Origin of the sequence: Actinomycetospora rhizophila (genome assembly GCF_042657905.1) — a bacterium.
GTDB classification, from domain to species: Bacteria; Actinomycetota; Actinomycetes; order Mycobacteriales; family Pseudonocardiaceae; genus Actinomycetospora; species Actinomycetospora rhizophila.
On the sequence record NZ_JBHSKG010000002.1, the window covers coordinates 75,282 to 98,528 of the forward strand.

Below are 23,247 nucleotides of genomic sequence, written 5' to 3' on the forward strand. Positions count from 1 at the left end.
TCGATCATGAACACGGAGCCTCGATGAGCACCGCGACCGACCCCGACGTCGTCGCCGCCCCGCCCGCCGCCACCGAGTCCATGACGCCCCCGGCACGGCTGCGGCGGGCGTGGCGCGGGCACGCCGAGGACCCGCGCTGGGTCCGCCCGGCGCTGCTCGGCCTGCTCGCCGCCACGGCCGTCACGTACCTGTGGAACCTGGGCGCGTCGGGCTGGGCGAACTCCTTCTACGCCGCCGCGGTCCAGGCCGGGACGCAGTCGTGGACGGCGTGGCTCTTCGGCGCGCTCGACGCCCCCGGCCTGATCACCGTCGACAAGCCACCGGCCTCGCTGTGGGTGATGGCGCTGTCCGGGCGGCTCTTCGGGTTCTCGAGTTGGTCGCTGCTCGCCCCGCAGGCCCTCATGGGCGTCGCCGCGGTCGGCCTGCTCTACCTGACGGTCCGGCGCTGGTCGGGCCCGCGCACCGCACTGGCGGCCGGGGCGCTGCTCGCGGCGACGCCGGTGGCCGTGCTGATGTTCCGGTTCGACAACCCGGACGCGCTGCTCGTGCTGACCATGGTCGCCGCGGCGTACACGACCACCCGCGCCGTCGACGCCGCCGGCCGCCGGGCCGGCACGTGGTGGCTCGTGGCCACCGGGGCGCTCGTCGGCCTGGGCTTCCTCACCAAGCAGCTGCAGGTGCTCCTCGTCGTGCCCGCCCTGGTGCTCGCGGTCCTCGTCGTCGCGCCCTCGTCTCCGCGTCGCCGGATCGGCGACCTCCTCGCCGGCGGCGTGGCGATGATCGTGTCGGCCGGGTGGTACGTCGCGCTCGTCGAGCTCTGGCCCGCTTCGTCACGGCCCTACATCGGCGGCTCGACGACCAACTCGCTGCTCGAGCTCGCGCTCGGCTACAACGGGCTGGGTCGCATCCTGGGCGACGAGGGCGGCGGACGGGGCGGCGTGCCCGCCGGCGGGCCGCCGCCCAGAGGTACGGGCGGCCCGGGCGGCCCGGGCGGCCCTGGAGGTGGCTTCGGCGGCGCGCCGGGCGTGGAGCGCCTATTCACCGCGGAGTTCTCGGGCCAGGCGTCGTGGCTGCTCCCGGCCGCGCTGGTGCTGCTCGTCGCCGGGCTCTGGGCGCTGCGCGGCGCCCCGCGCACCGACCGCACCCGCGGCCTGCTGGTCCTCGGCGGCGCCTGGACGCTCGTGCACGCGGTGGTGTTCAGCGCGATGAGCGGGATCATCCACCCCTACTACGCGGTCGCGCTGGCACCGGGGATCGCGCTCACCGCGGCGGTCGGCGCGTCGGTGCTGTGGCGACGCCGGGCCGCCGCATGGGCGCGCGTCGTGCTCGCCGCCGTCGTCGCGGGCACCGCCGCCTGGAGCGCGGTCGTCCTCACGCAGCACGACTGGCTGCCCTGGGCCCGCTGGGTGCTGCTCGTCGCCGGCGTGCTCGGCGCGGTCGCGGTGCTCGTCGCGCCGGCGCGGGTCGGGCGGGTGGCGACGGTCGGGGTCGTCGCCGCGCTGGTGGCCGCGCTCGGCGGGTCGACGGCGTTCGCCGCCCAGACCGCGCTGACCCCGCACCAGGGCTCGATCGTCAGCGCCGGCCCCGGCGGCGGGAGGGAGCGACCGGGCGGGACCGACGGCCGCGCGCGCCCGGGTGGTCCGGAGGGTGAGGCCCCGTCACCGCAGCTCGTGGCGCTGCTGCAGGGCGCCGGTACGCGGTGGGCGGCGGCCACGACCGGCGCGCAGAGCGCCGCGTCGCTCCAGCTCGCGAGCGGCGTGCCGGTGATGGCGATGGGCGGCTTCATGGGCAGCGACCCCGCGCCGACACTCGCGCAGTTCCAGGCGGCCGTCGCGTCGGGCGAGGTCCGCTACTACGTGGAAGGGGGCGGCGGCACGAACGATGACGATCTCCCCCGGAACGGCGGTCCCGGCACACGGGGGACGAGCGGTGAGATCCGTATCTGGATCCAGACGAACTTCACGCCGATCGACGTCGCGGGGCGCACCGTGTACGACCTGGGCGCACCTCGTCGTTGAGCGCCACCGCACGACCGGCTCCGCCGGTGCGCGCGAGGGCCGCGCGGACCCTCCCCCCGGGTTCGCGCGGCCTTCGCCTATTCCGCGCTGCCCTCTCGGTAGGCGTCGGTGAGGTGGCCGTAGACGACGACGTTGTCGACGTAGCTGATCTCGCGGTGGTCGAACTCGCCGCCGCAGGTGATCAGCCGGATCTGGCTGTCCGGGGTGGGGCCGTAGACGGCGTCGGTGGGGAAGGCGTCCTTGGCGACCTGCTCGACGCGGTCGACCGTGAAGACGGCGGTGGTGTCGTCGTCGCGGTGGACCGCGACGGTCTCGCCGGCCGTCATCAGCCCGATCCGGGCGAACGCCCCGTGGTCACCGCGGAGGTTGACGTGCGCGGCGAGCACCGCGGGCCCGACGGCGCCGGGGCTCGCGCTGCCCTCGTACCAGCCGACCGTGGAGGCGCGGCGGGGGACGTCGAGGGAGTTGTCGGCGCGCAGGCCGAGGTCGGTGGTGTCCTCGGTCGACAGCCCGATCGACGGGATGTCGATGCCGGTGATGTCGGCGGGCGCCAGCGGCGCGGGCACCGACACCCGCTGGCCGGGCTGGAGCGCGGGGGCCGGCGGCGCCGCGTCACCCTGCCCGCCGACGACCGCGACGAGCACGCCGATCGCCAGCAGGGCGAGGACGAAGGCGGTGAAGCGGCCGGTCACCCGATCGAGCATGCCCCTCCGGGCCTGTCGAGTTCACGTCGGCGCGCGGTCACGCGCCGAGATCGTCGTCAGAGGGGCCGGTAGGCCTCGGTGAGGTGACCGAAGACGACGACGTTGTCCTCGTAGCTGCGGGTCTGCTCGTTGAACACCCCGCCGCACGTGATCAGCCGGATCTCGCTGTCCGAGGTCGGTGCGTAGACGGCCTCGGTGGGGAACGCGTCCTTCGCGACCTGCTCGACGCGGTCCACGACGAAGACCGCCGTGGTGTCGTCGTCGCGGTGCACCTCGACGGTCGCGCCCGGCGCCAGCTGCCCGAGCCGGGCGAAGGCGCCCTCCTCGCCGCGGAAGTTCACGTGCGCAGCGAGCACCGTGGGCCCGACCGTGCCGGGGCTGGCGCTGTTCGCGTACCAGCCGACCGTCGAGGCGCTGCGCGGCACGTCGAGGGAGTCGTCGTCGCGCAGGCCGAGGCTCGTCGTGTCCCCGCTGGCGAGCCCGATCGACGGGGCGTCGACCCCGGTGATCTGCGCGGCGGGGAGCGGGACGGCCACCGCCGCGCGCTCCGCCGGCGGCAGCGAGACCGCGCGCGGGCCCTCCTCCTCGCTGTCCCCGTTCATCACCGCGACGAGCACCCCGATGACCAGGACGGCCAGGACCAGAGCGGTCAGCCGCCCGGTCATGCGCTCGAGGACGCTCCCCTTCTCCGACGGTTCCGCGGGCGGGGCCTCCGGGGCGGCCACGTCAGCTGTTCTCCCGGCGGGCGGCCACGAGCTGCCCGCCCCGGGTGACCGCGGCGCCCGCGCCGATGCCGAGGAACGCCAGGGCGATCACCTGGCCGATCGTGGGGCCGCTGTCGGAGCCGTCGCCGGCCGCGATGCCGCCGACCGGGTAGCCGTTGTGCTGGCGGGTGCCGCCGCCGCGCTCGCAGGCGCGTCCGTCGTTGTCGCCGTCGAGGTTGTTCGGGTCGGAGGGGTCGGCGATCAGGACGACCTGCGCGTCGGAGGAGTCGGCGAAGTCCGCGCAGTCCAGGTCGTACACCGAGACCACCGGCGGCACGTAGCGGTAGTACGTGCTGCCCGGTCCGTAGACGACCGGCGGGACCCACGGGTGGTAGTGGTCGTGGTGGTGGTCGTAGGAGTGCGACGGGGGCGCGGAGGAGCTCGTCGTCGGGCTGGTCGTGGTCGTGCCGGTCGGGAGCGGCACCTCGGGGATCTCGGGGAGGTCGTCCGCCCCCGGGATGATCCCGGTGACGGTGTCGACGACACCGCCGATGAGGTCGCTCAGGCCGCCGGCACCGCCGGAGTCGCCGTCGTCCGCCACGGCGACGCCCGCCGTGCCGATCATCCCTGCCGCCACCAGCCCGATCAGCGCGCCTGCGACGCGTCGACGCCCGTGCACCATGTCCCCGATCCGATCCGTGCTCGCCCGATGAGTCCGGGTCGTCGACCGGCGACTCCCCCGATCGACCTAACGCCGCGCGCTACCGATGGGTACGCCCTACCCGGAACGGACGTGTGCCTTACGGAGCAGCTGGCCACGGAACGTGAACAGCTCCTCCCGATCCGGTGGTGGCCGGAGGATCGGGTCCCGGGCGGGCGTGGTCCCCGACCGGATCTCTCGCCCGCGGGCCGGAGATCCGGCTCCGGTCGCATCTGCTCAGGTCACGGTTCGGTCACGGCCCACGAGCGGCATCGTCGGCGCGACACGTCAACCGATCGGGTGGTGTCTCCGGTTCTGGGCATGAGATCCACAAGAGCCGGTAACGGTGGTGACTCTCCGTGCGAAGCGTCAAGCGAACGGCCGAACGCACTCGGCCAGCAGCGCTCGAAGGGGAGTAGCGATGAGGGGTCGACGGAGCAGCCGCAGCGCCGCGGTCGTGCTGGCCGGCTGCGTGGGACTGGCGGTGATCGCCCCAGGGCTCGCGCTCGCGGCGGAGATCCCCGGCGTAGCGACGGCGGAGGAATGCGCCACCGAGAACGGCGTCTGGGACGCGACCAACGAGGTCTGCGACGACGGCGCGACGGCGATCGAGAACGAGGACACGACGCCGGTCGAGAACGACACGACCCCGCCGGTCGACAACGACACCACGCCGCCGGTCGAGAACGACACCACGCCGCCGGTCGACAACGACACCACGCCGCCGGTCGACAACGACACCACGCCGCCGGTCGACAACGACACGACTCCGCCGGTCGAGAACGACACGACTCCGCCGGTCGAGAACGACACGACTCCGCCGGTCGAGAACGACACGACCCCGCCGGTCGAGAACGACACGACCCCGCCGGTCGAGAACGACACGACCCCGCCGTCCGAGGAGGAGGTCGAGATCGCCCTCCCCGACCTGCAGGAGGAGGTCGACAAGGTCCTCCCCGACGCCGGCGCCAACCCGATCGGGCTGCCGAACCTGCCGACCATCCCGCAGCCCGTGGACGGCAAGTTCGAGAACGTCAACGACGCCTGCCTGAACGCCATCTCGAAGCTCGAGTTCCCCGCCGGCACGACGGGTCTCGAGCACCTCAGCAGCCAGCTGCAGGGCTTCTGCCGCGGCCTGGACACGACCGACGTGGACGTCTGCCTCGAGCACCTGCGTGACGTGCTCAAGCACCTCTGCCCGACCGTGATCGAGTACAACACCACGATCAACATCGTCAACTGGAACATCTCGCACGAGTGGTGGGGCGCCTACTGGACGCACCGCTACGACGTCGACTGCGACGAGGTCACCTTCGACGAGGCCAACGCCATCCTCGACTGGGACCGCTCGGACCCGTTCCGTCTCGACCGTGACGACGACGGCATCGCCTGCGAGCGCAACGTCCACGAGCACGAGGTCGACTACGCCAGCTACCCCGAGGGCGGTGTCTCGACCGGCGACGGCAGCACCGGCTCCGGCGCCTCGGCCGCCGAGGTCGCGCTCGCCGCGGGTGCGCTGGGTGGCCTGGGTGCCACCGGTCTGGTCCTCGTCCGTCGCTACGCGCGGCAGGGCTGATCACCATGGCCGTCACGAACGAGAAGAAGCCCGGCACCTCGACCGCCACCCGCGCGACCATCGGTGTCCTCGTCGTCCTCGCCCTGCTCGCGGCGGCGGCCTACCTGTCCGGTGACTTCTCCGCCCGCACCGGCCCGGCCAGCGTCGAGCTGCCGGTCCAGCGCACGGAGGTCACGCTGCCGCTCGACGCCGCCGGGACCGCGAAGCTGCAGATTCCCTCCATCGGCGTCGACACCCGGCAGCTCGTCGAGCTGGGGCAGACGGAGGACCGCCGGCTGGAGGTCCCGCGGGACGCCACGACCGTCGGCCACTACCGCGGCGGCGCGGCACCCGGCGAGACCGGCCCGGCCGTCTACGCCTCGCACGTCAACTACGGCGGCGTCGACGGCGGCTTCGCCCGCCTCGCCGACGTCCGGGCCGGCGACCAGGTGCTCGTCGAGCGCACCGACGGCGTCACGGTCGTCTACGCGGTCGACCGCGTCGACGAGGTGTCGAAGGACGCCTTCCCGACGGTGCAGGTCTACGGCCCCACGACGGGTCCGGAGCTGCGGCTGATCACCTGCGGCGGCGAGTTCGACAGCGACGTGCGCAGCTACGAGGACAACATCGTCGTGTACGGCCACGCCGTGGAGGCCTACCGCGCCTGAGCGCGGCCGGCCTCTCCGGCACCCGAGGACGGCCGGGCCCCGCACCAGCGGGGTCCGGCCGTCGTCGTTCCCGGCTGTTCTCAGCCTCCGCACAGCACCTCGTCAGCCCGGCCACACCGCCCGCGCGCAGCGTGGAGCGCATGATCCCGCTCGCGGCCGCGCCGACGGTCCCCCTGCTCGACGCGCCGCCGCGGCGCCGCGCGTCGAGGGGGCGGGTCGCCGCGGTGCTCGCAATCCTGGTCGGCACGGCGACCGTGATCGGCTCCTACGTCCTCGCCGTGCTCGACCCCGCCGGCCGCGCCGTCGACGACCGCCTGCTGCGCGCCGCCGAGGGTCTCGGGCTGCGCCGTGACGCGCTCGGGCTGCTCGAGCTCGTCGGCATCCCGAGCGTCGCGCTGGCGGTGCTCGTCCTCGGGGGCCTCGCCCTCGCCCGCAGGCGCCTCGACCGCGCCGTGGCAATCGTCGCCCTGGTCCTCGGCGCGCAGCTGGTGACCCAGGCGCTCAAGGCGGGTCTGGTCCGGCCCGGCGACGACGACGCCAACTCGCTGCCCAGCGGCCACGTCACCCTCGTCGCGTCCCTCGGCGTCGCGCTCGTGCTCGTGGTGCCGCGCCTGCTCCGGCCGCTCGCCGCGCTGGCCGCCGTCGCGGTCACCGGCATCGCCGGCGTGGCCACGATGCTCGCCGGCTGGCACCGCCCCAGCGACGTGCTGGCCGCGGTCGGCGTCGTGGTGGCGACCGCCGGGGCCGTCACCCTCGCGGGGGCGCTGCTCCGGGGGCGGCCGCGTCCACGACCTGCATGACCGCGTCCCACCGCGTCGCGACCCGCACGAAGCCGTGGCGCACCAGGGCGTCGGCGAGCTCGCCGCGACCGAACAGCCGCGCCTGACCGCCGCGGGCCAGCACCTCGGTGAGCAGCCGGAACGGTCCGCGCCCGTGGGCGGGCACCGCGACCGCGAGGCGACCGCCGGGACGCAGCACCCGCCGGAGCTGCGCCAGCGCGGTGTCGAGGTCGGGCACGAGGTGCAGCAGCAGCGAGGCGCAGACCGCGTCGAGGCACGCGTCGCGCAGCGGCAGCGCCATCGCGTCGGCGCGGACGACCACCGTGTTCGGCGCGGTGAGCGCCCGGGCCGCGCGGGTGAGCATCGCGGGGGAGAGGTCCGCGCCGATCACCAGCCCGTCCGGCCCGACGGCGTCGGCGAGGTGGCGGGTGAGGGTCCCGGGGCCGCACGCGAGGTCGAGCACGGTCTCGCCGCCGACGAGGTCCAGGCGCGACACGACGCCGTAGAAGTCCCGGAACAGCCCGCCGAGCGCGAGGTCGGGGACGTGGTCGCGGACACGATCGCCCGCCCCGACCAGCCGGTCGTAGAAGCCGGCCCCGCCGCGGGACTCCCACAGGTCCTGGACGCGCCCGCGCGAGGCCGCGCTCACCCGCCGCCCCGCACCGCGTCCCGCAGCGCGTCGAAGTCGGCGACGACGGCGTCGGCGAGGTCGTGCAGGTCGGGCACCAGCTCGGCGCAGGCCAGCAGGCCGATGTCGAGCTGGTCGACGTAGCTCTGCACCGTGATGTTGAGCCCGACGGGGTCGGCGATCGCCGAGACCGGGATGTAGTGGGTCATCGTGGCGCTGCCCAGGTAGAGCGGCTCCCGCGGGCCCGGCACGTTGGAGACGACGGTGTTGAACGGGGCGGGGGCCACCGAGCCCCACCGGGTCAGGGCCCGGCTCACCGCGGTCACGGTGGCCGGCACGCCGAGGCCGGCCGCGTCGGGCGTCAGCTGTCCCGGCATCGCGGCGAACACCTGCTTGGCGACGCGCAACGCATCGTGGGCGGCGCGCAGGCGCGCGATCGGGTCGTCGACGTCGGTCGGCAGCGCGGCCACCGTCGCCGAGACGCGGTTGGTCCACGGCTCGTCCTCGTCGCCCTCGCGCAGCGACACCGGGATCATCGCGGTCAGCGGCTGCTCGGGCAGCTCGCCGCGCTCGAGCAGCCAGCGTCGCAGCCCGCCGCCGCACAGGGCCACGACGACGTCGTTGATCGTCGCGCCGGCCTCCTTGCCGACCGCCTTGACCTCCGCCAGGGGCAGCGCGCGGTGCGCGAAGCGCCGGTAGCGGCTGACGGGTGCGTTGAACGGGGTGGGCGGGGTGACCAGCGGGGGCAGCCGCGGCAGGTCCTGGTCGGGGTCGCGCTCGCGCCCGGCGTTGAGCACCGAGCCGAGCGTGCCGCGCAGGCTCCCGCGCACCCGGTCGGCGAGGTCGATCACCGCGGGGTTGCGGCTCGCGCGCGCCATGCTCTGCCCGGCGCGGGCGGCGAGCAGCAGCCCGCGCGCCGGCCGGCGCACCCCGTTCGCGGCCGCCCGGGCGAGCACGCCCGCGGTCGACGGCGGCGCCTCGGAGGTCCACTCGCCGGCGTGGCTGGGCGGCTCGGCGTCGGGGACGTCGTCGAGCATGAGCGCGAGCAGGTCGGCGCCGGCGGCGCCGTCGATGGTGCTGTGGTGGATCATCGTGAGGATCGCGAACCGGTCCGCGCCGCCCTCCTCCGCCGGGGCGAGGCCCTCGATGACGTGCGAGACCCAGAGCGGGTGCGCGCGGTCCATCGGGGCGGCGACCAACCGGGCGACCAGCTCGTCCAACTGGTCGTCGGTGCCGGGCGGCGGGACGGCGCTGTGCCGGACGTGGAAGTCGAGGTCGAAGTCGGGGTCGGCGATCCAGTACGGGTGGTCGAGCCCGAACGGCACCTGCACCAGCCGGCGCCGCAGCGGCTCGAGCTGGTGGATGCGGTCGGCGAGCTGCCGGCGCCAGGCCGGGTAGGGCTCGATGTCGGCGTCGTCGGGTCGCTCGAGGATCAGCAGCTGGCTGACGTGCAGGAACTGGTGGTCGTCCTCCAGGTCCAGGAACGCCGAGTCCAGACCCGAGAGCTGCTTCACGGTGGTGACCTCCTCGTCGACACCCGGCCGGGCGGGCGCCCAGTCTGTGGCCGGACGGCCACCACGGCCAACCCGACCGTGCCCGGACCGTTCGTCGGGTGCGGGCGTCACCTCATCGAGGGACTCAAGCCCGCGTGATCGGCCGTCGTAACCTCCCGCCGTGACGCCCGTTAGGCGTTCCGGAGGAGTGCTCACTCGATCGGAGGTGCGCTCCGCGAGCGTACGAACGGACGGAGATCCCGGCATGGGCAGGCACCAGATGGCGTCGTCCTCGGCGCGTGCCCGGGTCGCGCTCGGCGCGCTCCCGCTGGTCGCCACGGTCGGGGCGATCGGCATCGGCTCGGTCGTGATGAGCCCCGTGAGCTCCGACGCCCCGCTGGAGCTCCCGGCGCCCGGCGGCGCGGGCCCGGTGGCCTCCCTGCCCCTCGGTCCCGGCGTGCCGCCGGCCCCCGTCCAGGTGCTCGACCTCGCCGCCACCGGCGGCTCCGTCACCCCCGCCGCCGGTGCGCCGGGCAGCGGCACCATCGGCAGCGTGCGCCCTGGTGGCGGCGGCGACGCCGCGCCCGTGCGCCGCGCCGCCCGTGCGAGCGCCGACGACGACGGGCCCGCGCGCGCCACGACCGCCCGCTCGGCCGGCAGCTCGTCCGGCGGCTCGTCCGGCGGCGGAGGCGGCTCGGTCGGCGGCGGTGGCGCCGGTGGTGGTGGGAACGCCGGTGGTGGCGACGACCGCGGCTCGGGGGGTTCCGGTGGTTCCGGGGGCTCCGGAGGTTCCGGGAACGCGGGCTCCGGGGGGTCGGGCGGCTCCGGCGGCGGCGGGTCGAACGGTGGCCTGCTCGGCGGCGTCGTGGGCGGTGTGGTCGGCGGCCTCACGCAGACCGTCTCGGGGACGACGTCCCTGCTCTCGTTCGGGGAGTCGTCGGAGTCCTCGGTGCTCTCGTTCGACTGACTCCGGCGTCACATCGACCACAAATATAGTTAGGTGATACAACGGTCGGGTGACCGCACCGACCGACGCGCGCCTGGCCACCGCCGCTGCGCTGGACGCCTTCGCGGCGTGGGCGATCCGCTCCACGGCCGACCGTGAGCTCAGCCTGACCACGGCGTCGACGCTCGCCACGCTCGACCGCGACGGGCCGCAGCGGCTCTCCGACCTCGCCGTGCGCGAGGGCGTGACCCAGCCGAGCATGACCGCGCTGGTCACGCGCCTCGAGCGCGACGGCCTCGCCATCCGCGGCGACGACCCCACCGACCGCCGCGCCGTGATCGTGACGCTGACCGACGCGGGTCGTGACGTCCTGCTCGCCCGGCGGACCCGCCGCGCGACGCGCCTCGCCGCGCTGCTCGACCAGCTCGGGCCCGAGGACCGGGCCACGGTCGAGGCCGCCGCCGGTGCGCTGTCCCGCCTGACCCGGACCGACCCCTCCCGAGGAGAGTCGTGAGCACCGCACACAGCGCTGACACCGCCAGCCCGTTCCGGCAGCCGAGGGCCGTCTGGGCGGTGGCCTTCGCCTGCGTCATCAGCTTCATGGGCATCGGCCTGGTCGATCCCATCCTCCCCGCCCTGGCCACGCAGCTGCAGGCGTCGCCGGCCCAGGTCTCGCTGCTGTTCACCAGCTACCTGCTGATCACCGCGGTGATGATGCTCGTGACCGGCTGGGTCTCCAGCCGGATCGGCGCCAAGGCCACGCTGCTGACCGGTCTGACGATCATCGTCGTGTTCGCCGCCCTCGCCGGGGCGTCCGGGTCGATCGGCGAGATCGTCGGCTTCCGGGCCGGTTGGGGGCTGGGCAACGCCCTGTTCATCGCGACCTCGCTCGCGGTGATCGTCGCGTCGGCCAGCGGCGGCTTCGCGGGCGCGATCATCCTCTACGAGACCGCGCTCGGCGTCGGCATCGCGCTCGGCCCGCTCGTCGGCGGCCTGCTCGGGTCGGTGAGCTGGCGCGCCCCGTTCTTCGGTGTCGCGGTGCTCATGGCGATCGCGCTGGTCGCGACCCTGGTGCTGCTCGACAGGACGCCGAAGCCCGCCAAGAAGATCAGCCTGCTCGACCCGCTCAAGGCGCTGCGCCACCGCAGCCTCGCGACGATCGCGCTCACGGCCTTCGCCTACAACTGGGGCTTCTTCACGCTGCTCGCCTACTCGCCGTACTCGATGGGCGGGCTCGACGAGCTGCAGCTCGGCGCCGTGTTCACCGCGTGGGGCGTGCTCGTCGCGATCTTCGCGGTGTTCGTGGCGCCGGCGCTCGAGCGGCGGTTCGGCACGGTGCGGGTGCTGTACTTCGTGCTGGGGCTGCTCGCGGTCGACCTGGGCGTCATCGCCTTCTGGAACGACACCCCGGGCGTGGTCATCGGCGCGGTGATCGTCGCCGGCGCCATGATCGGGCTGAACAACACCCTGGTCACGCAGGCCGTCATGTCGGTGGCGCCCGTGGAACGGCCCGTCGCGTCGGCGTCCTACAGCTTCGTGCGCTTCCTCGGCGGCGGCCTCGCCCCGTGGATCGCCGGGCTCCTCGCGGAGGCGTTCCTGCCCGACACCCCGTTCTGGGTGGGGGCGGCCGTGGTCGCTATCGGCATCCTGGTCCTCGCCACCGCCCACCGGCTGCTGCGCCGCGTGGAGACCGGCGAGGTGGTGGTCGCTGCCGAGGAGGGGGCCCCGAGCGGTGCGCCGCGGCCCGTGCTCGTCGCCGTCGACGAGTCCCCGCACGCCCCGGCGGTCGCGGCGGCCGGCGGGCGCTGCGCGAAGCTGCTCGACGCCCCGCTGGTGGTCGTGCACGTGCCCGAGTGCGCGCTGGTCGACGCCGCGGCCGCCTCCGACGTCGGCGGGCTCGACCTCGACCGCTCGGTCGCCGCGGCCCGCGAGGCGCTCGGCCCGCGGGGGGCGGTGACCACCGAGACCCTCGTCCCCGTCGGGAGCCACGACGGCGTGGGCGGCGAGCTCGTCGCCGTCGCCCGGCGCCTCGACGCCCGCGCGGTCGTGGTGGGGCGCCCGCGGGGTGGCGCGCTCGCCGCGCTGACCTCGCCGAGCGCCGACCGCGCCCTCTGGACCGACGGCCCCTGCCCGGTCGTCGTCGTCCCGGACGGCGCCGCTCCCGATCGAGCGCGTGGCGATACGGACACCGGACGTCAGCGACGCCACGCCGCTGACACTCCCGAGCCCTCGGTGCCCGCCGCGCGCTGACCCCCGGACACAGCAACGGGCCCGGCCCACCGTGCGGTGGACCGGGCCCGTCGTCGTGGGTGCGACCTCAGATCTGGATCGGCACGTTCGACAGGTCGGGGAGCTCGCCGAGGAGCTCGCCCAGGTTCGGCAGCGCGGGCAGCTCGGGGGCGTCCGGCGCGGGCAGCTCGACGCCGTTGAGCAGGTTGCCCTGGCCGTTGCCCTCGCCGACCGTGCTGCAGCGCTCGACGCCGTAGTCGCCGGCCTCCGTGTCGAGGTTGCAGTCGCCGCCGGACGACTCGTGGGCGGACGCGAGCGGCGCGGCGGCCACGAGGGCCGCGGAGACGCCGATGGTGACGAGACCCAGCTTCTTCAGCACGAGGAACTCCAGAGGATGTCGGGGGATGGTCGGGCGGTGCCGCCGGGAATTCGAGGAGCGCGGCACGACGCCTCGGATGGCCCAACGAGCTTGTGATGTTCTTGTGACCCGGTACGGGCCGATCGGCCCCGATCGGGCGATCCACCTGCGGAAACACGACGGCCCGGCCACCGATCGGATGGCCGGGCCGTCATGGGTGGAGCGATGCTCAGAGAGCGAAGGTCTCCTGGGAGACCGCGCCGTCGGCGTCCTCGCCGGCCCCCTCGCCGGCGTCCGCGCCCGCGTCGGAGACGGACACCTCGTCGGCGGTCTCCTCCTCGTCGTCGTCACCCAGGACGCTGATCGAGAGGCTGTTGCCGCTGAGGTTGTCGTTGAGGATGTCGCTGCAGACGATGTTGCCGATGTTCGAGCCGACCGGCGCCTGCGCCAGGGCGTTGGCGGCGGCGTCGCCACCGATGCCGCCGTTGGCCTGGGCGTTGCCGCCGTTGATGTTGCAGTCGTCGCCGCCGTGCTTCTTCTTGCCGTGGTGGTCACCGTGGTGGTCACCGTGGCTGTGCTTGTGGTCGCTGTCGTGCGGGGCCTCGCCGGCCGACGCGAGCGGCGCCGCCGCGAGCAGACCTGCCGTGATGCCCACGGTGACCATGCCGACCTTCTTGAACACGCGCATCTCCCAGAGGGTGAGTCAGTACTGCTGTGTCAGTGCGAGGCGGTCCGTGTCGACACGACCGACCGCCGACGGCGGGTCACCTCGTCGATGACCCGCCGCGGTCAGGGACTTCAGGAGGGCAGCCCGATGGGCAGCTCGGGGAGGACCCCGCCCGCGATGTCGACGTCGACCGAGTTGCCGCTGAGGTTGTCGTTCAGGACCTGGCTGCAGACCAGGTTGAGCGCGTTGGCGCCCACCGGGGCCTGGGCCAGGGCGTCCGCGAGGGCGTCGCCCTCGATGCCGCCGTTGGCCTGGGCGTTGCCGCCGTTGATGTTGCAGGAGCCGGAGCTCTTGTGGTCACCGTCGTGGCCGTGGTGGCCCTCGGAGGCGGAGGCGAACGGCGCGGCGACCATGAGACCGGCGGCCACACCGACGGTCACGACACCCAGCTTCTTGATCACGTGGACTCCTCGAAGAACTTTGTCGGGGGAGCGGGACCACCGGTTGGGTCCGCCCGCTGCGGCGGGCAGGGACGCGGACGGTGTGTCCCCGAGCGGTCACCGCCCCGGGCTTGATCGGCCCCGGGGGTGACGTCGCAGGTCTCAACGAGGGGGTCACGGCGCGGTTACGCAGAGAATCGAAACGGCCGGAATCAGTCACGCACAGTGGTTACGGAGGCCGAACCGAGCAGCGTGCCCGTGCCCCGAACGGGGTGCTCGGCAAACTCGGACGGCCCAACGATTTGTCTCGGTGCGCGCGGAGCGCCGATCTCGCCGCTCGAACGGGGGGCGTGATGTGGCGACGGACATGCACGCGAACGGTGACCGTCCGCCCCTGCGCGCGCTGGTCCGTCCGTGCGCGACGATGTCCGGGTCCAAGGGCCGGACCGGGAGGCGACGTGGGGCAGGCGCTGCGGGAGCTCGTCGACGACGTGCTCGACCTCGAGCGCATCGAGCGCGACATCTTCCGAGGTCGCAGCCCTCGGGAGTCGCTGCTGCGGGTCTTCGGGGGCCAGGTGGCCGGCCAGGCGATGGTGGCCGCGGGACGCACCGTCGACGAGGACCGCGACGTGCACTCGCTCCACGGGTACTTCCTGCGGCCCGGCGACCCGTTCGCCCCGATCGTGTACGAGGTCGACCGCACCCGCGACGGGCGTTCCTTCACCACCCGCCGCGTCACCGCCGTCCAGCACGGCGAAACGATCTTCACGATGTCGGCGTCGTTCCAGCGCCCCGAGGAGGGCGTGGAGCACCAGGCCCCGATGCCCGACACCCCGGCGCCCGACGGGTTCCCCCGCCGTGACATGCCCCCCGTGCCGCGCGACGAGCCGGCCTTCACCACCACGGGCCGGGCGCTGACCTGGCCGCTCGACGTGCGCTACGTCGACCACTCGCCCTGGGACGAGACCGCCGACCGCGACCCCACCAACCGTGTCTGGGTGCGCGCCGACGGCGAGCTGCCCGACCCCGAGTCGGCGAGCGGGCGGCTGCTGCATGTCTGCGTCCTGACCTACGCGAGCGACCTCACGCTGCTCGAGGCGGCGGTGTTCCCGCACGTGGTCGGGGGCGCGACCTCCGGCGAGGTCAGCCTCGCGAGCCTCGACCACGCCGTCTGGTTCCACCGCCCGTTCCGGGCCGACGAGTGGCTGCTCTACGTCCAGGAGTCGCCGAGCGCCGGCGGCGGGCGCGGCCTCGCGAGCGGGCGCTTCTACACCCAGGACGGCGTGCTCGTGGCCTCCGTCGTGCAGGAAGGGCTCATCCGGCGCCGGCGGGCGTGACCGTCAGACCGTGCTCGAGGGACGTGCCGCCCGCCCGGCGTTCGACGGGGTGTTCCAGCCTGGCGGCCACGCTGGCGTTGGACGTCAGGAAAGCCGCCACGATCACCGCCGCATCGAGCTGGTGGAGAAACTGACGTTGAGCGTCAGCGTGGCCGCCACGCTGACAACACGCTCAGCCGACGGGGGCGGGGATCGGGGTGGGCGTGGCGGCGGGGGCGTCGGGGACCTCCGTGGTGTCCGCGGCGTCGGCCGCGCGGCCGAAGAACTCGAAGTCGGTGGGGTCGAAGCGCCGCGTCTCCCACCAGTACCGCACCGTGAAGCCCGGCCAGATCGTCCGGTTCACCCCGGCCGCGTCGAGGTACCAGCTCGTGCACCCGCCGCGCGTCCAGATGCCCTTGTCCAGGCGTCGCTGCACAGCGGCGTTGGAGCGCTGCTGCACCTCGGCGCGCACGTCAAGCCCGCCCATGCCGGTGGCGTGCACCGTCGAGATCGCCTGCGCGACGTAGCGCGTCTGGCACTCGATCATGAACACCACCGAGTTGTGCCCGAGTCCGGTGTTGGGCCCGAGCAGGAAGAACATGTTGGGGAAGTCGGTGACCGTCATCCCCAGGTGCGTCGCCATGCCCTCGGCGGCCCAGACCTCGCGCAGCGTGCGCCCTCCACGGCCGGTGACCTCCAGGCCGTCGAAGGCGTCGGTGACGTGGAAGCCGGTGCCGTAGATGATCACGTCGACGTCGCGCTCGGTGCCGTCCCCGTCGACGATCGACGACCCGCGCACCTCCCGCACCCCGCTCGTGATCACGTCGACGTCGGGGCGCGCGAGCGCGGGGTAGTAGTCGTTGGAGACGAGGATCCGCTTGCAGCCGATCGAGTAGTCCGGTGTCAGCTTCGCGACGAGCTCGGGGTCGTCGATCGAGGCCTTGATGTGCTGGGTCGCGAGCCACTCGACGGGCCGCAGCAGCGCCGGGTTCGTGTGGAAGCCGACCGCGCGCGACTCGAGTGCCGCGTACACCGCGGCCCGGTACGCGCGGTGCGCCCGCGGGTGCCGGGCGAAGAACGCGCGGCGCCGCGAGGAGAGCGGCCTGTCGCCCTTCGGCAGCACCCACGCCGGCGTGCGCTGGTAGAGCTGCACCTCGGCGGCGACCCCGGCGATCTGCGGCACGAACTGGATCGCGCTGGCCCCGGTGCCGATCACCGCGACCCTCTTGCCGCGCAGGTCCACGTCGTGGTCCCACCGGGCGGAGTGGAACGACGGGCCGGCGAACGACGCGGCGCCGGGCAGGTCGGGGGTCTTCGGCAGGTGCAGCGCGCCGACCCCGAAGACGAGGAACCGCGCGGTCCACTCGCGTCCGCCGCGGGTGTGCACGGTCCACGTGCGGCGCTCCTCGTCCCACGTCGTCCCGGTCAGCTCCTGGCCGAAGCGGACGTGGCGGCGCAGGTCGTGCTCGTCGGCGACCCGCTCGAGGTACGCGCGGATCTCCGGCTGTGGCGAGTACGAGCGCGACCAGTCGGGGTTGGGGTCGCTGGACAGCGAGTACATGTGCGAGGGGATGTCGCACGCGCAGCCGGGATAGGTGTTGTCGCGCCAGGTGCCCCCGAGCGAGTCGGCCTTCTCGAGCAGCACGACGTCGGTGATCCCGGCGCGGCGCAGCGCGAGCAGCTGACCCAGCCCGGCGAAGCCGGACCCGACGACGAGGACCTCGTGGACCTGGTCAGACGCCGACACGGGCAGTCTCCTCCTGCGGGATCACGTCAGTGACGGGCGCGGGCGCGTCCAGCAGCCCGGCGATGTGCGCCGCGACCTCGTCCGCCCGCTCCAGGTTGATCATGTGGCCGGCGCCGGGCAGCAGCACGATCCGCGCGTCCGGCAGCGACGACGCGATCGCGCGGGCGTGGCGCTGCGGGCACAGCCGGTCGTGGTCGCCGACGAGGACGACGGTCGGCGTGCCCCGCAGGGCGTCCAGGGCGCCGCGGCGCCGGTGCTCGCCGATCGAGTACCGGAACGCCGCCACGCTCGGCGGGTGCGCGGCCAGCGCCTGCTCGGCGACCGAGAGGACATCGGCGCGCCGGGGGTGGCGCCCGAAGACCAGCGCGCGCACCACCCCGGACAGCGCCGCCGCCCGGGCCCGTGGACGCGCGCTCCCCGCCCGCCCGACGTCGCCGATCTCGCCGGCCGGCGCGCGGTGGCCGAGCCGGGCGGTGAGCGGGACGAGCAGGTGCTCGCCGCGGGCCACGAGCCGGCCGCGCCGCCCCGGCAGCCCGAGGTCGAGGCGGTCCATGTCGTCGCTCGCGGTGGCGACGAAGGCGACCCCGACGACCCGCTGTGCCACCAGCTCGGGATGACGCTCGGCCAGGGCCATGAGCGTCATGCCCCCCATGGAGTGGCCGGCGAGCACGAGCGGGCCGTCGGGGACGCGCTCCCGCAGGAGCGCGGCGAGGTCGTCGGCGGCGGTGCCGATCGTCGCGGTGCCCGGCGCGGCGTTGTCGGAGCCGCCGTGGCCGCGGTGGTCGTAGCGCAGGACGCGCGACGTCACGCCGGTGCGGCGCAGGTCGTCGACGACCCGGTCCCAGGTCCGCAGGTCCTGCGACCACCCGTGCACCAGCACGAGCGTCGGGCCCGGCCCGTCACCCGAGTCGGCCACGCGCAGTCGCGTGCCGTCGGGCGCCGTGAAGCGGTCGACCCGTTCCCTCACCGCCGCGCTCCTCTCGTCCCCGCTGTCCTCAGTCCCCCAGGAGGAACGACCGGCGCCACCAGGTCATGCCCGGACGGCCGACCAGGCCGGCCTCGTCGAGGAACGGCATGATCTTCTCGCCGGCCCAGCGGATCATCTCCCGGTGGTGGGGGTTCCCCAGCGCGGCGCGGCGGCCCTCGGCGGGGTCGATGCCGACCGACGCGTAGACCTTCGGATTGATCAGGCTGCGGACCACGAACATCGAGACGTAGGCGATGATGAAGCGCTGGTAGGCCTTCTCGGGCCCCGAGAGCTCCGCCATCCCGCGCGTGACCTCGTCGCGGGCGAAGGAGACGTGGCGCGCCTCCTCCATGATGTGGATGCGGTTGACCTGGCGCATGAGCGGCTGGATGTGCTCGTCGTTCGCCTGCTCGCGCTGCAGCCGGTCGAGCACCTCCTCGGCGACGAGGATCGCGCCGTAGGCCGCCGGGCCCCAGCTGATCACCGAGAACAGCTTGCCGAGCTGGCGGATCTTCTCCTGCGGCCCGTAGGGCTCGACGCCCGCGGTGCGCACCATGCGGGCGAACATCTGCGAGTGCCGGCACTCGTCGGCGACCTCGGTGAGCGCGTACTGCGCCCGCGGCGTCGTCGGGTCCTCGGCGTAGAAGTCCTTGAGCAGGCGCTGCATGAGCAGGACCTCGAACCACAGGCCCACCGAGGCGACGCTGCACGCCTCGTGCTTGCCCAGCTCGACGCGCTGCTCGGGGGTCAGCCGCTCCCAGAGCTCGGTGCCGTAGAGCGACACCCGGTGCTCCGGCACCCAGATCTTGTCGGCGGGCAGCGGGGCGTCCCAGTCGATGTCGACCGAGGGGTCGTACGACTTCTTCGCGGACGACTTGAGGAGCCGCTCGGCCGTCGCGTGGCGGTCGGCGTGCTTCGGTTCCGCCGTGGGCGCGCTCATGGCTGGGTGTCCTCCCGGTCGCCGCTGTGTGTGTCCCGTACATCCGGTAACCCGCACCCGGTGTACGTCTTACCGCTGGTAACTGTAACCAGTGGTAGCGTGCGGACCCGTGCCGGACGATGTCAAGCCGAACCGCCCCGGGAACGCCCCCTCGCGTGACGGGCGTCGCACGCGCTGGGAGAAGCACCGGGCGCAGCGCCGCGCGGAGTTCGTCGAGGCCGCGATGCGGGTGCTCGCCGACGTCGGTCCCGACTTCGGGATCGAGCAGGTGGCCGTCGAGGCCGGCGTCACCAAGCCGGTGCTCTACCGGCACTTCTCCGACAAGGCCGACCTCGTCGAGGCGATGGGCGAGCGCGCCACGGAGATCCTGCTCGACCGGCTGATCCCGGCGCTGAACAGCGAGGAGGCGCCGCTCCCGCGCATCCGCAAGTCGATCGACGCGTTCTTCGGGACGCTCGACGACTACCCGAACCTGTACTGGGTGCTGGCGCGGCACACGCCGATCGACGGCCGCGGCCCCGACGTGGTGCGCGAGGACAAGGAGATCATCGCGACCGCGCTGTCGGCGATGCTCGGCGACTACCTGCGCGCCTTCGGTCTCGACTCCGGGCCCGCCGAACCCTGGGCGTACGGCGTCGTCGGCTTCGTCCAGAACACCGCGGAGTGGTGGCTCGACCGGCAGTCCATGAGCCGCGAGTCGGTCGTCGAGTACCTGACGACGCTCGTGTGGGCGGCCATCGACGGCTTCGCGCGCCAGCACGGCGTCACGATCGACCCCAACGTCCCGCTCGAGATCAACAAGGTGGTCCAGCTGCGAGCGGGCAGCGACCGGGGTCCGGCGGCCGCGTCGGGCGACGGTCGTGTCGGTGGAAGTTCCAGTCGAGCAGTGAGGAGCCCGGAGCGATGACGCCGGTGGCAGCACCCGAGCACGACGGCACGCAGCACGAGCACGACGAGGACGGCTGGACCGGCCCGGCGACCCTGGTGGTCGACGACGTCGAGTACGCCGTCGAGGTCACCCTCGTCGGTCACTTCGAACCCCTCGACGGCCGGTACCACTGGTACGGGCGCGTCGCGGCCCACGAGGAGCTGCACGCGGCACTGGGCGGGAGGAAGCGCCCGGCGCGCGTCACCACCCCGGTGGGCGCGGCCGACGGCGAGCTCTCCGACGTCGACCCCTGGGGCCGCTACCGGCTCGCGGGGACGTCGACGCCCCCGTTCGCCGTGGAGTCGGCGGGCGAGCTCGAGACGGCCGGCTGATGGCGGCCCTCGGCGAGGAGGGCCGGGACGTCGCGGAGCGCGAGGCCGCGGCGTACGGGCTCGACCTCGACACGGTCCTGGCCGTGGCGTCGCCGCAGCGCGCGGTCGACGTCATCGCCGGGCTCATCGGGCCCACGGTGTCCTTCGGCCCCGTGCCGGCCGGCCCGCACGACATGGCGACCGCGTCGGCGCACGGGTCGGTGGGACGCCTGACCGCGTGGCGCGACGGGCTCACGCGGGTCGTCGTGTGCGTGCCGGTGGAGCTCGACGTCACCGTCGTGGTGGGCTCGCGGCACATCCCGGCCGAGGTCGACCTCGTGGTGCGCGTCGGGCTCACCGGTCGCGCGGCCGCGGGCGCGGTGGAGATCGACGTCGATCCCGTGCGGCCCGAGGACATCGACGCCGACGTCCGCACGCGCGGGGTCGGCGGCGTGTTCCTGCGCCGGCTCGGCGACCTCGATGCCGAGATCCGTCACCACGTCGGCGTCTACGTCTCCACGGTGCTCGCGACGCCCGAGGCCGTCGCCGAGTGCCGGATCGCGGTGGCCTGACCGGAGTATGTGAGCGAACTTCGGGGCTATAGCCCCGAAGTTCGCTCACATGGAGGTCAGGCGGCGCAGGAGGTTCGCGCGGCGGGGACGGGCGCCGATGACGTGGTCCTTGCCGTCCTCGATCAGCGACGCCACGGTCTCGGCGGCGTCGCGGCGGTTGACGCCGATCCCGCCGCCGGGGCCGCGCTTGATCCAGCCCACCACGTAGGTCCCCGGCCGCCCGTCCACGCGCCCGGCGTGGTGCGGGATCGTCCCGGTCGCCTCGTCGAACGGCAGCCCGTCGGTCGGCCGGCCCCGGTGCCCGATCGCGCGCACCACGAGCCCCGCCGGCAGGTCGGCGCCGCCGGCGCGCACGGCCGTCACGCGGTCGTCGCCGAGCAGGGCCTCGGTGGGCGCGTGGAAGCGCAGGACGACCCGTCGCCGCCCGTCGCCCGCCGGCACGTCGGAGGATCGCGGCACGCCCTGCAGCAGGGCCGCGTGCTCGCCGGGCGCCGCCGCGTCGATCGCCGCGGCCACACGCGGGTCGTGGTCGTCGACGATCACCTCGAGGTCGTCGCGGCGCCGCAGCGCGTGCAGCTCGCCGCGGGTGTAGGCGGCGTGCTCCGGGCCGCGGCGCCCGAGCAGCACCACCTCGCGCACCCGGCTCACCCGCAGCCGCTCGAGGGCGCCGGGGGCGATCGCGGACCCGGACAGGGTCGACGGGTCGGCGGCGAGGATCCGGGCGATGTCGAGCGCGACGTTGCCCGTGCCGACGACCGCGACCCGTTCGGTGTCGAGCGGGACGGCGTCAGCGTCGATCTCGGGGTGGCCGTTGTACCAGCCGACCACGGTGGTCGAGGGCAGGTGACCGGCCAGCTCCTCGCCGGGCACGCCCAGGGCGCGCGCGGTCGGCGCGCCCACCGCGTAGATCACCGCGTCGTGCCGCGCCGCCAGCTCGTCGACGCCCACGTCCTGGCCCACCTCGGTGTCGAGACGCAGCCGCAGGCGGTGGTGGCCGAGGTAGCGGGAGAACGACTCGCCGATCCGCTTGGTGTCGGCGTGGTCGGGCGCGACGCCGAAGTTGACCAGCCCGCCGGTGACCGGCAGCCGGTCGTAGAGCGTCACGCGCGCCGTGGTGTGCAGCAGCAGGTCCTGCACCGTGTACATCCCGGCCGGACCGCTGCCGACCACGGCCACGTCGAGGCGCGGGAAGTCGGCCGGCAGCACCCGGTCGAACCGCACCGGGCCCCAGTCGTGGAACAGCGGCGAGCCCGCCGCCGGGGCGGCGGGCTCGGTGCCGGCGAAGTACTCGGCGTTGATCGCCGGGTAGTCGGCGAGCGCGCCGGTCAGCGTCTCGACGGGCAGCACCGCGTCGACCGGGCACGCCTCGGCGCACGCCCCGCAGTCGATGCACGTCCGCGGGTCGACGTAGAGCATGTCCGTCGTCCCGAAGTCGGGCTCGTCGGGCGTCGGGTGGATGCAGTTGACCGGGCAGGCCGCGACGCACGAGGCGTCCGTGCAGCACAGCTGGGTGATCGCGTACGGCACGGCGGGCGCCTAGAGCACGTGCGCGGCGCGGTAGAGCGCCCGGGCCGGACGCGTCAGCAGCCCCGCGGAGTCGAGGAACTCCATGAGCCCGGCGCAGCTCGAGCGCAGCAGCGCGCGGTGGTTCTGGTTGCGCCGCGCCTCCCGGCGGGCGCGCTTCGGGTCGAGGCCCGCGTTCTCGTAGACCTTGCCGCTCCACATGCTCGTGACGATGAAGTAGCCGGCGAAGGCGACGACCAGCGCGTTGAACTGCCGCCGCGCCGCGCTCGCACCCTGCAGGCGCTCGAGGGTCTCCTCGCGGGCGAAGCGCATGTGGCGCGCCTCCTCGACCACGTGGATGTTGTTGATCGTGCGCGCGAACGGGGCGACGCGGTCGTCGCGCATCCAGTCGCGCTGCATGACGTCGAGGACCTCCTCGGCCACGAGAATCGCGGCGTAGGCGGCCTCGCCCTTCGCGAGTGTCTTGAAGACGCGCCCGCCCTCGATGACGTGGCGCGGCGGCCGGTACGCGGGCGCACCGAGCTTCTTCGCGCCGCGGGCGAACATGATCGAGTGCCGGCACTCGTCGGCGATCTCGGTGAGCGCCCACTGGAACGCCGGGTCGGTCGGGTCCTTCGCGTAGAAGTCCCGGATGATCATCTGCTGCAGGATCATCTCGAACCAGATGCCGGTGCTCGCGACCGACGCCGCCTCCTGGCGGGTCAGCGCCGCGCGCTGCTCCTCGGTCATCTCGTCCCAGTAGGCGGTGCCGAAGAGCGTGCTCCACTCCGGGGACGCGCCGTGGTGGCGCGGGTCGAGCTCGCCGTCCCAGTCGACCTCCTGCAGGGGGTCGTAGGAGAGCTGGTCGGACGAGTCGAGCAGCCGTGTGGCGACGTCCGCACGGTGCGTGCTGTGCTCCGCGGTCGTCATGGTTCCTCCAAGTCGGACTTCGGGTCACCGTTACCTGAGGTAAGTGATACCCAAGGTAGCGGTAACAGCATGTCCGGCCCGAGAGTGGTGTGGCCGCGATCACGGAGGTGCCCGTCACGTGAGCGAACTTCGGGGCTATGGCCC

At 74.0% G+C, this 23,247-nt stretch carries 24 protein-coding genes; 11 read left to right on the forward strand and 13 right to left on the reverse strand.

The features are described from left to right. The first annotated feature begins 23 nt into the window (after positions 1-23). The gene (locus ACFPK1_RS04135; protein WP_378019638.1) at positions 24-2,018 is read left to right on the forward strand and encodes an ArnT family glycosyltransferase; all 1,995 of its coding nucleotides are present in this window, start codon (positions 24-26) and stop codon (positions 2,016-2,018) included. Between the two features lie 77 nt (positions 2,019-2,095). Here ACFPK1_RS04135 and ACFPK1_RS04140 read toward each other — a convergent pair whose 3' ends face one another. The 3 genes from ACFPK1_RS04140 to ACFPK1_RS04150 all read right to left on the reverse strand — a co-directional run bounded on the left by ACFPK1_RS04140 (position 2,096) and on the right by ACFPK1_RS04150 (position 4,108). Continuing rightward, positions 2,096-2,710, reverse strand: coding sequence for a class F sortase (locus ACFPK1_RS04140; RefSeq protein ID WP_378019639.1), 615 nt, complete (start codon positions 2,708-2,710; stop codon positions 2,096-2,098). Between the two features lie 68 nt (positions 2,711-2,778). Continuing rightward, positions 2,779-3,447, reverse strand: a complete 669-nt coding sequence (locus ACFPK1_RS04145; protein ID WP_378019640.1) for a sortase domain-containing protein — start codon at positions 3,445-3,447, stop codon at positions 2,779-2,781. Between the two features lies 1 nt (position 3,448). Then, entirely contained in the window at positions 3,449-4,108 is a 660-nt protein-coding gene (locus tag ACFPK1_RS04150; protein WP_378019641.1) for a hypothetical protein, read from the reverse strand. Between the two features lie 439 nt (positions 4,109-4,547). On the opposite strand from ACFPK1_RS04150, the gene ACFPK1_RS04155 reads away from it, so the two are divergent. The 3 genes from ACFPK1_RS04155 to ACFPK1_RS04165 all read left to right on the forward strand — a co-directional run bounded on the left by ACFPK1_RS04155 (position 4,548) and on the right by ACFPK1_RS04165 (position 7,149). Next, complete coding sequence (locus ACFPK1_RS04155) at positions 4,548-5,702, forward strand: excalibur calcium-binding domain-containing protein (protein ID WP_378019642.1); 1,155 nt, start codon at positions 4,548-4,550, stop codon at positions 5,700-5,702. Positions 5,703-5,707: 5 nt separating this feature from the next. Then, the gene (locus ACFPK1_RS04160; RefSeq protein WP_378019643.1) at positions 5,708-6,349 is read left to right on the forward strand and encodes a sortase domain-containing protein; all 642 of its coding nucleotides are present in this window, start codon (positions 5,708-5,710) and stop codon (positions 6,347-6,349) included. A gap of 140 nt (positions 6,350-6,489) precedes the next feature. After that, positions 6,490-7,149 (forward strand): phosphatase PAP2 family protein, encoded by a 660-nt coding sequence (locus ACFPK1_RS04165; RefSeq protein WP_378019644.1) that lies wholly within the window; start codon positions 6,490-6,492, stop codon positions 7,147-7,149. Here ACFPK1_RS04165 and ACFPK1_RS04170 read toward each other — a convergent pair. Further along, on the reverse strand, positions 7,097-7,777 hold the full coding sequence (locus ACFPK1_RS04170; protein WP_378019645.1) for a class I SAM-dependent methyltransferase: 681 nt from the start codon (positions 7,775-7,777) through the stop codon (positions 7,097-7,099). The two genes, ACFPK1_RS04165 and ACFPK1_RS04170, sit on opposite strands and share 53 nt — an antisense overlap. Further along, positions 7,774-9,270, reverse strand: coding sequence for a WS/DGAT/MGAT family O-acyltransferase (locus tag ACFPK1_RS04175; RefSeq protein ID WP_378019646.1), 1,497 nt, complete (start codon positions 9,268-9,270; stop codon positions 7,774-7,776). Before ACFPK1_RS04175 ends, ACFPK1_RS04170 begins: the two co-directional genes overlap by 4 nt. 244 nt (positions 9,271-9,514) lie before the next feature. Here ACFPK1_RS04175 and ACFPK1_RS04180 point away from each other — a divergent pair, with 244 nt between their 5' ends. Genes ACFPK1_RS04180 through ACFPK1_RS04190 form a run of 3 tightly spaced genes read left to right on the forward strand, consistent with a single transcriptional unit; the run spans position 9,515 to position 12,445 of the window. Continuing rightward, positions 9,515-10,216 (forward strand): hypothetical protein, encoded by a 702-nt coding sequence (locus ACFPK1_RS04180; protein WP_378019647.1) that lies wholly within the window; start codon positions 9,515-9,517, stop codon positions 10,214-10,216. A 49-nt stretch (positions 10,217-10,265) separates the two neighbouring features. Next, entirely contained in the window at positions 10,266-10,709 is a 444-nt protein-coding gene (locus tag ACFPK1_RS04185; protein ID WP_378019648.1) for a MarR family winged helix-turn-helix transcriptional regulator, read from the forward strand. Beyond that, the gene (locus ACFPK1_RS04190; RefSeq protein WP_378019649.1) at positions 10,706-12,445 is read left to right on the forward strand and encodes an MFS transporter; all 1,740 of its coding nucleotides are present in this window, start codon (positions 10,706-10,708) and stop codon (positions 12,443-12,445) included. Before ACFPK1_RS04185 ends, ACFPK1_RS04190 begins: the two co-directional genes overlap by 4 nt. A gap of 67 nt (positions 12,446-12,512) precedes the next feature. Here the strand turns inward: ACFPK1_RS04190 and ACFPK1_RS04195 are convergent, their stop codons facing one another. The 3 genes from ACFPK1_RS04195 to ACFPK1_RS04205 form a co-directional block, all read right to left on the reverse strand. After that, positions 12,513-12,803 (reverse strand): hypothetical protein, encoded by a 291-nt coding sequence (locus ACFPK1_RS04195; protein WP_378019650.1) that lies wholly within the window; start codon positions 12,801-12,803, stop codon positions 12,513-12,515. Between the two features lie 208 nt (positions 12,804-13,011). Then, positions 13,012-13,470: a hypothetical protein gene (locus tag ACFPK1_RS04200; protein WP_378019651.1), complete on the reverse strand. Its 459-nt coding sequence runs from the start codon at positions 13,468-13,470 to the stop codon at positions 13,012-13,014. 110 nt (positions 13,471-13,580) lie between these two features. Next, a complete protein-coding gene (locus ACFPK1_RS04205; protein ID WP_378019652.1) occupies positions 13,581-13,910 on the reverse strand; it encodes a hypothetical protein in 330 nt (109 codons plus the stop codon). Positions 13,911-14,347: 437 nt separating this feature from the next. Between ACFPK1_RS04205 and ACFPK1_RS04210 the strand changes: the two genes are divergently transcribed. Next, positions 14,348-15,226, forward strand: a complete 879-nt coding sequence (locus ACFPK1_RS04210; RefSeq protein WP_378019653.1) for an acyl-CoA thioesterase — start codon at positions 14,348-14,350, stop codon at positions 15,224-15,226. Positions 15,227-15,398: 172 nt separating this feature from the next. Here the strand turns inward: ACFPK1_RS04210 and ACFPK1_RS04215 are convergent, their stop codons facing one another. The 3 genes from ACFPK1_RS04215 to ACFPK1_RS04225 are packed head-to-tail and all read right to left on the reverse strand — an operon-like array spanning position 15,399 to position 18,859. After that, positions 15,399-16,952, reverse strand: coding sequence for a flavin-containing monooxygenase (locus ACFPK1_RS04215; protein ID WP_378019654.1), 1,554 nt, complete (start codon positions 16,950-16,952; stop codon positions 15,399-15,401). After that, positions 16,939-17,919: an alpha/beta fold hydrolase gene (locus tag ACFPK1_RS04220; protein WP_378019655.1), complete on the reverse strand. Its 981-nt coding sequence runs from the start codon at positions 17,917-17,919 to the stop codon at positions 16,939-16,941. The genes ACFPK1_RS04215 and ACFPK1_RS04220 overlap by 14 nt, the downstream gene beginning before the upstream one ends. A gap of 28 nt (positions 17,920-17,947) precedes the next feature. Continuing rightward, positions 17,948-18,859 carry an AurF N-oxygenase family protein gene (locus tag ACFPK1_RS04225; RefSeq protein ID WP_378019656.1) on the reverse strand — a complete coding sequence of 304 codons (912 nt, stop codon included), beginning with the start codon at positions 18,857-18,859 and terminating at the stop codon, positions 17,948-17,950. Positions 18,860-18,968: 109 nt separating this feature from the next. Here ACFPK1_RS04225 and ACFPK1_RS04230 point away from each other — a divergent pair, with 109 nt between their 5' ends. From ACFPK1_RS04230 to ACFPK1_RS04240, 3 genes are read left to right on the forward strand one after another with little or no spacing between them, the layout of a single operon-like run. Further along, positions 18,969-19,766 (forward strand): TetR family transcriptional regulator, encoded by a 798-nt coding sequence (locus ACFPK1_RS04230; protein ID WP_378019657.1) that lies wholly within the window; start codon positions 18,969-18,971, stop codon positions 19,764-19,766. Further along, the gene (locus tag ACFPK1_RS04235; protein WP_378019658.1) at positions 19,763-20,119 is read left to right on the forward strand and encodes a DUF4873 domain-containing protein; all 357 of its coding nucleotides are present in this window, start codon (positions 19,763-19,765) and stop codon (positions 20,117-20,119) included. The genes ACFPK1_RS04230 and ACFPK1_RS04235 overlap by 4 nt, the downstream gene beginning before the upstream one ends. Then, entirely contained in the window at positions 20,119-20,670 is a 552-nt protein-coding gene (locus tag ACFPK1_RS04240; protein WP_378019659.1) for a hypothetical protein, read from the forward strand. The genes ACFPK1_RS04235 and ACFPK1_RS04240 overlap by 1 nt, the downstream gene beginning before the upstream one ends. Positions 20,671-20,715: 45 nt before the next feature. Here ACFPK1_RS04240 and ACFPK1_RS04245 read toward each other — a convergent pair whose 3' ends face one another. Together ACFPK1_RS04245 and ACFPK1_RS04250 are read right to left on the reverse strand one after the other, a co-directional pair. Continuing rightward, positions 20,716-22,197, reverse strand: coding sequence for an FAD-dependent oxidoreductase (locus ACFPK1_RS04245; RefSeq protein ID WP_378019660.1), 1,482 nt, complete (start codon positions 22,195-22,197; stop codon positions 20,716-20,718). Between the two features lie 9 nt (positions 22,198-22,206). Then, the gene (locus ACFPK1_RS04250) at positions 22,207-23,103 is read right to left on the reverse strand and encodes an AurF N-oxygenase family protein (RefSeq protein WP_378019661.1); all 897 of its coding nucleotides are present in this window, start codon (positions 23,101-23,103) and stop codon (positions 22,207-22,209) included. Between the last annotated feature and the right edge of the window lie 144 nt (positions 23,104-23,247).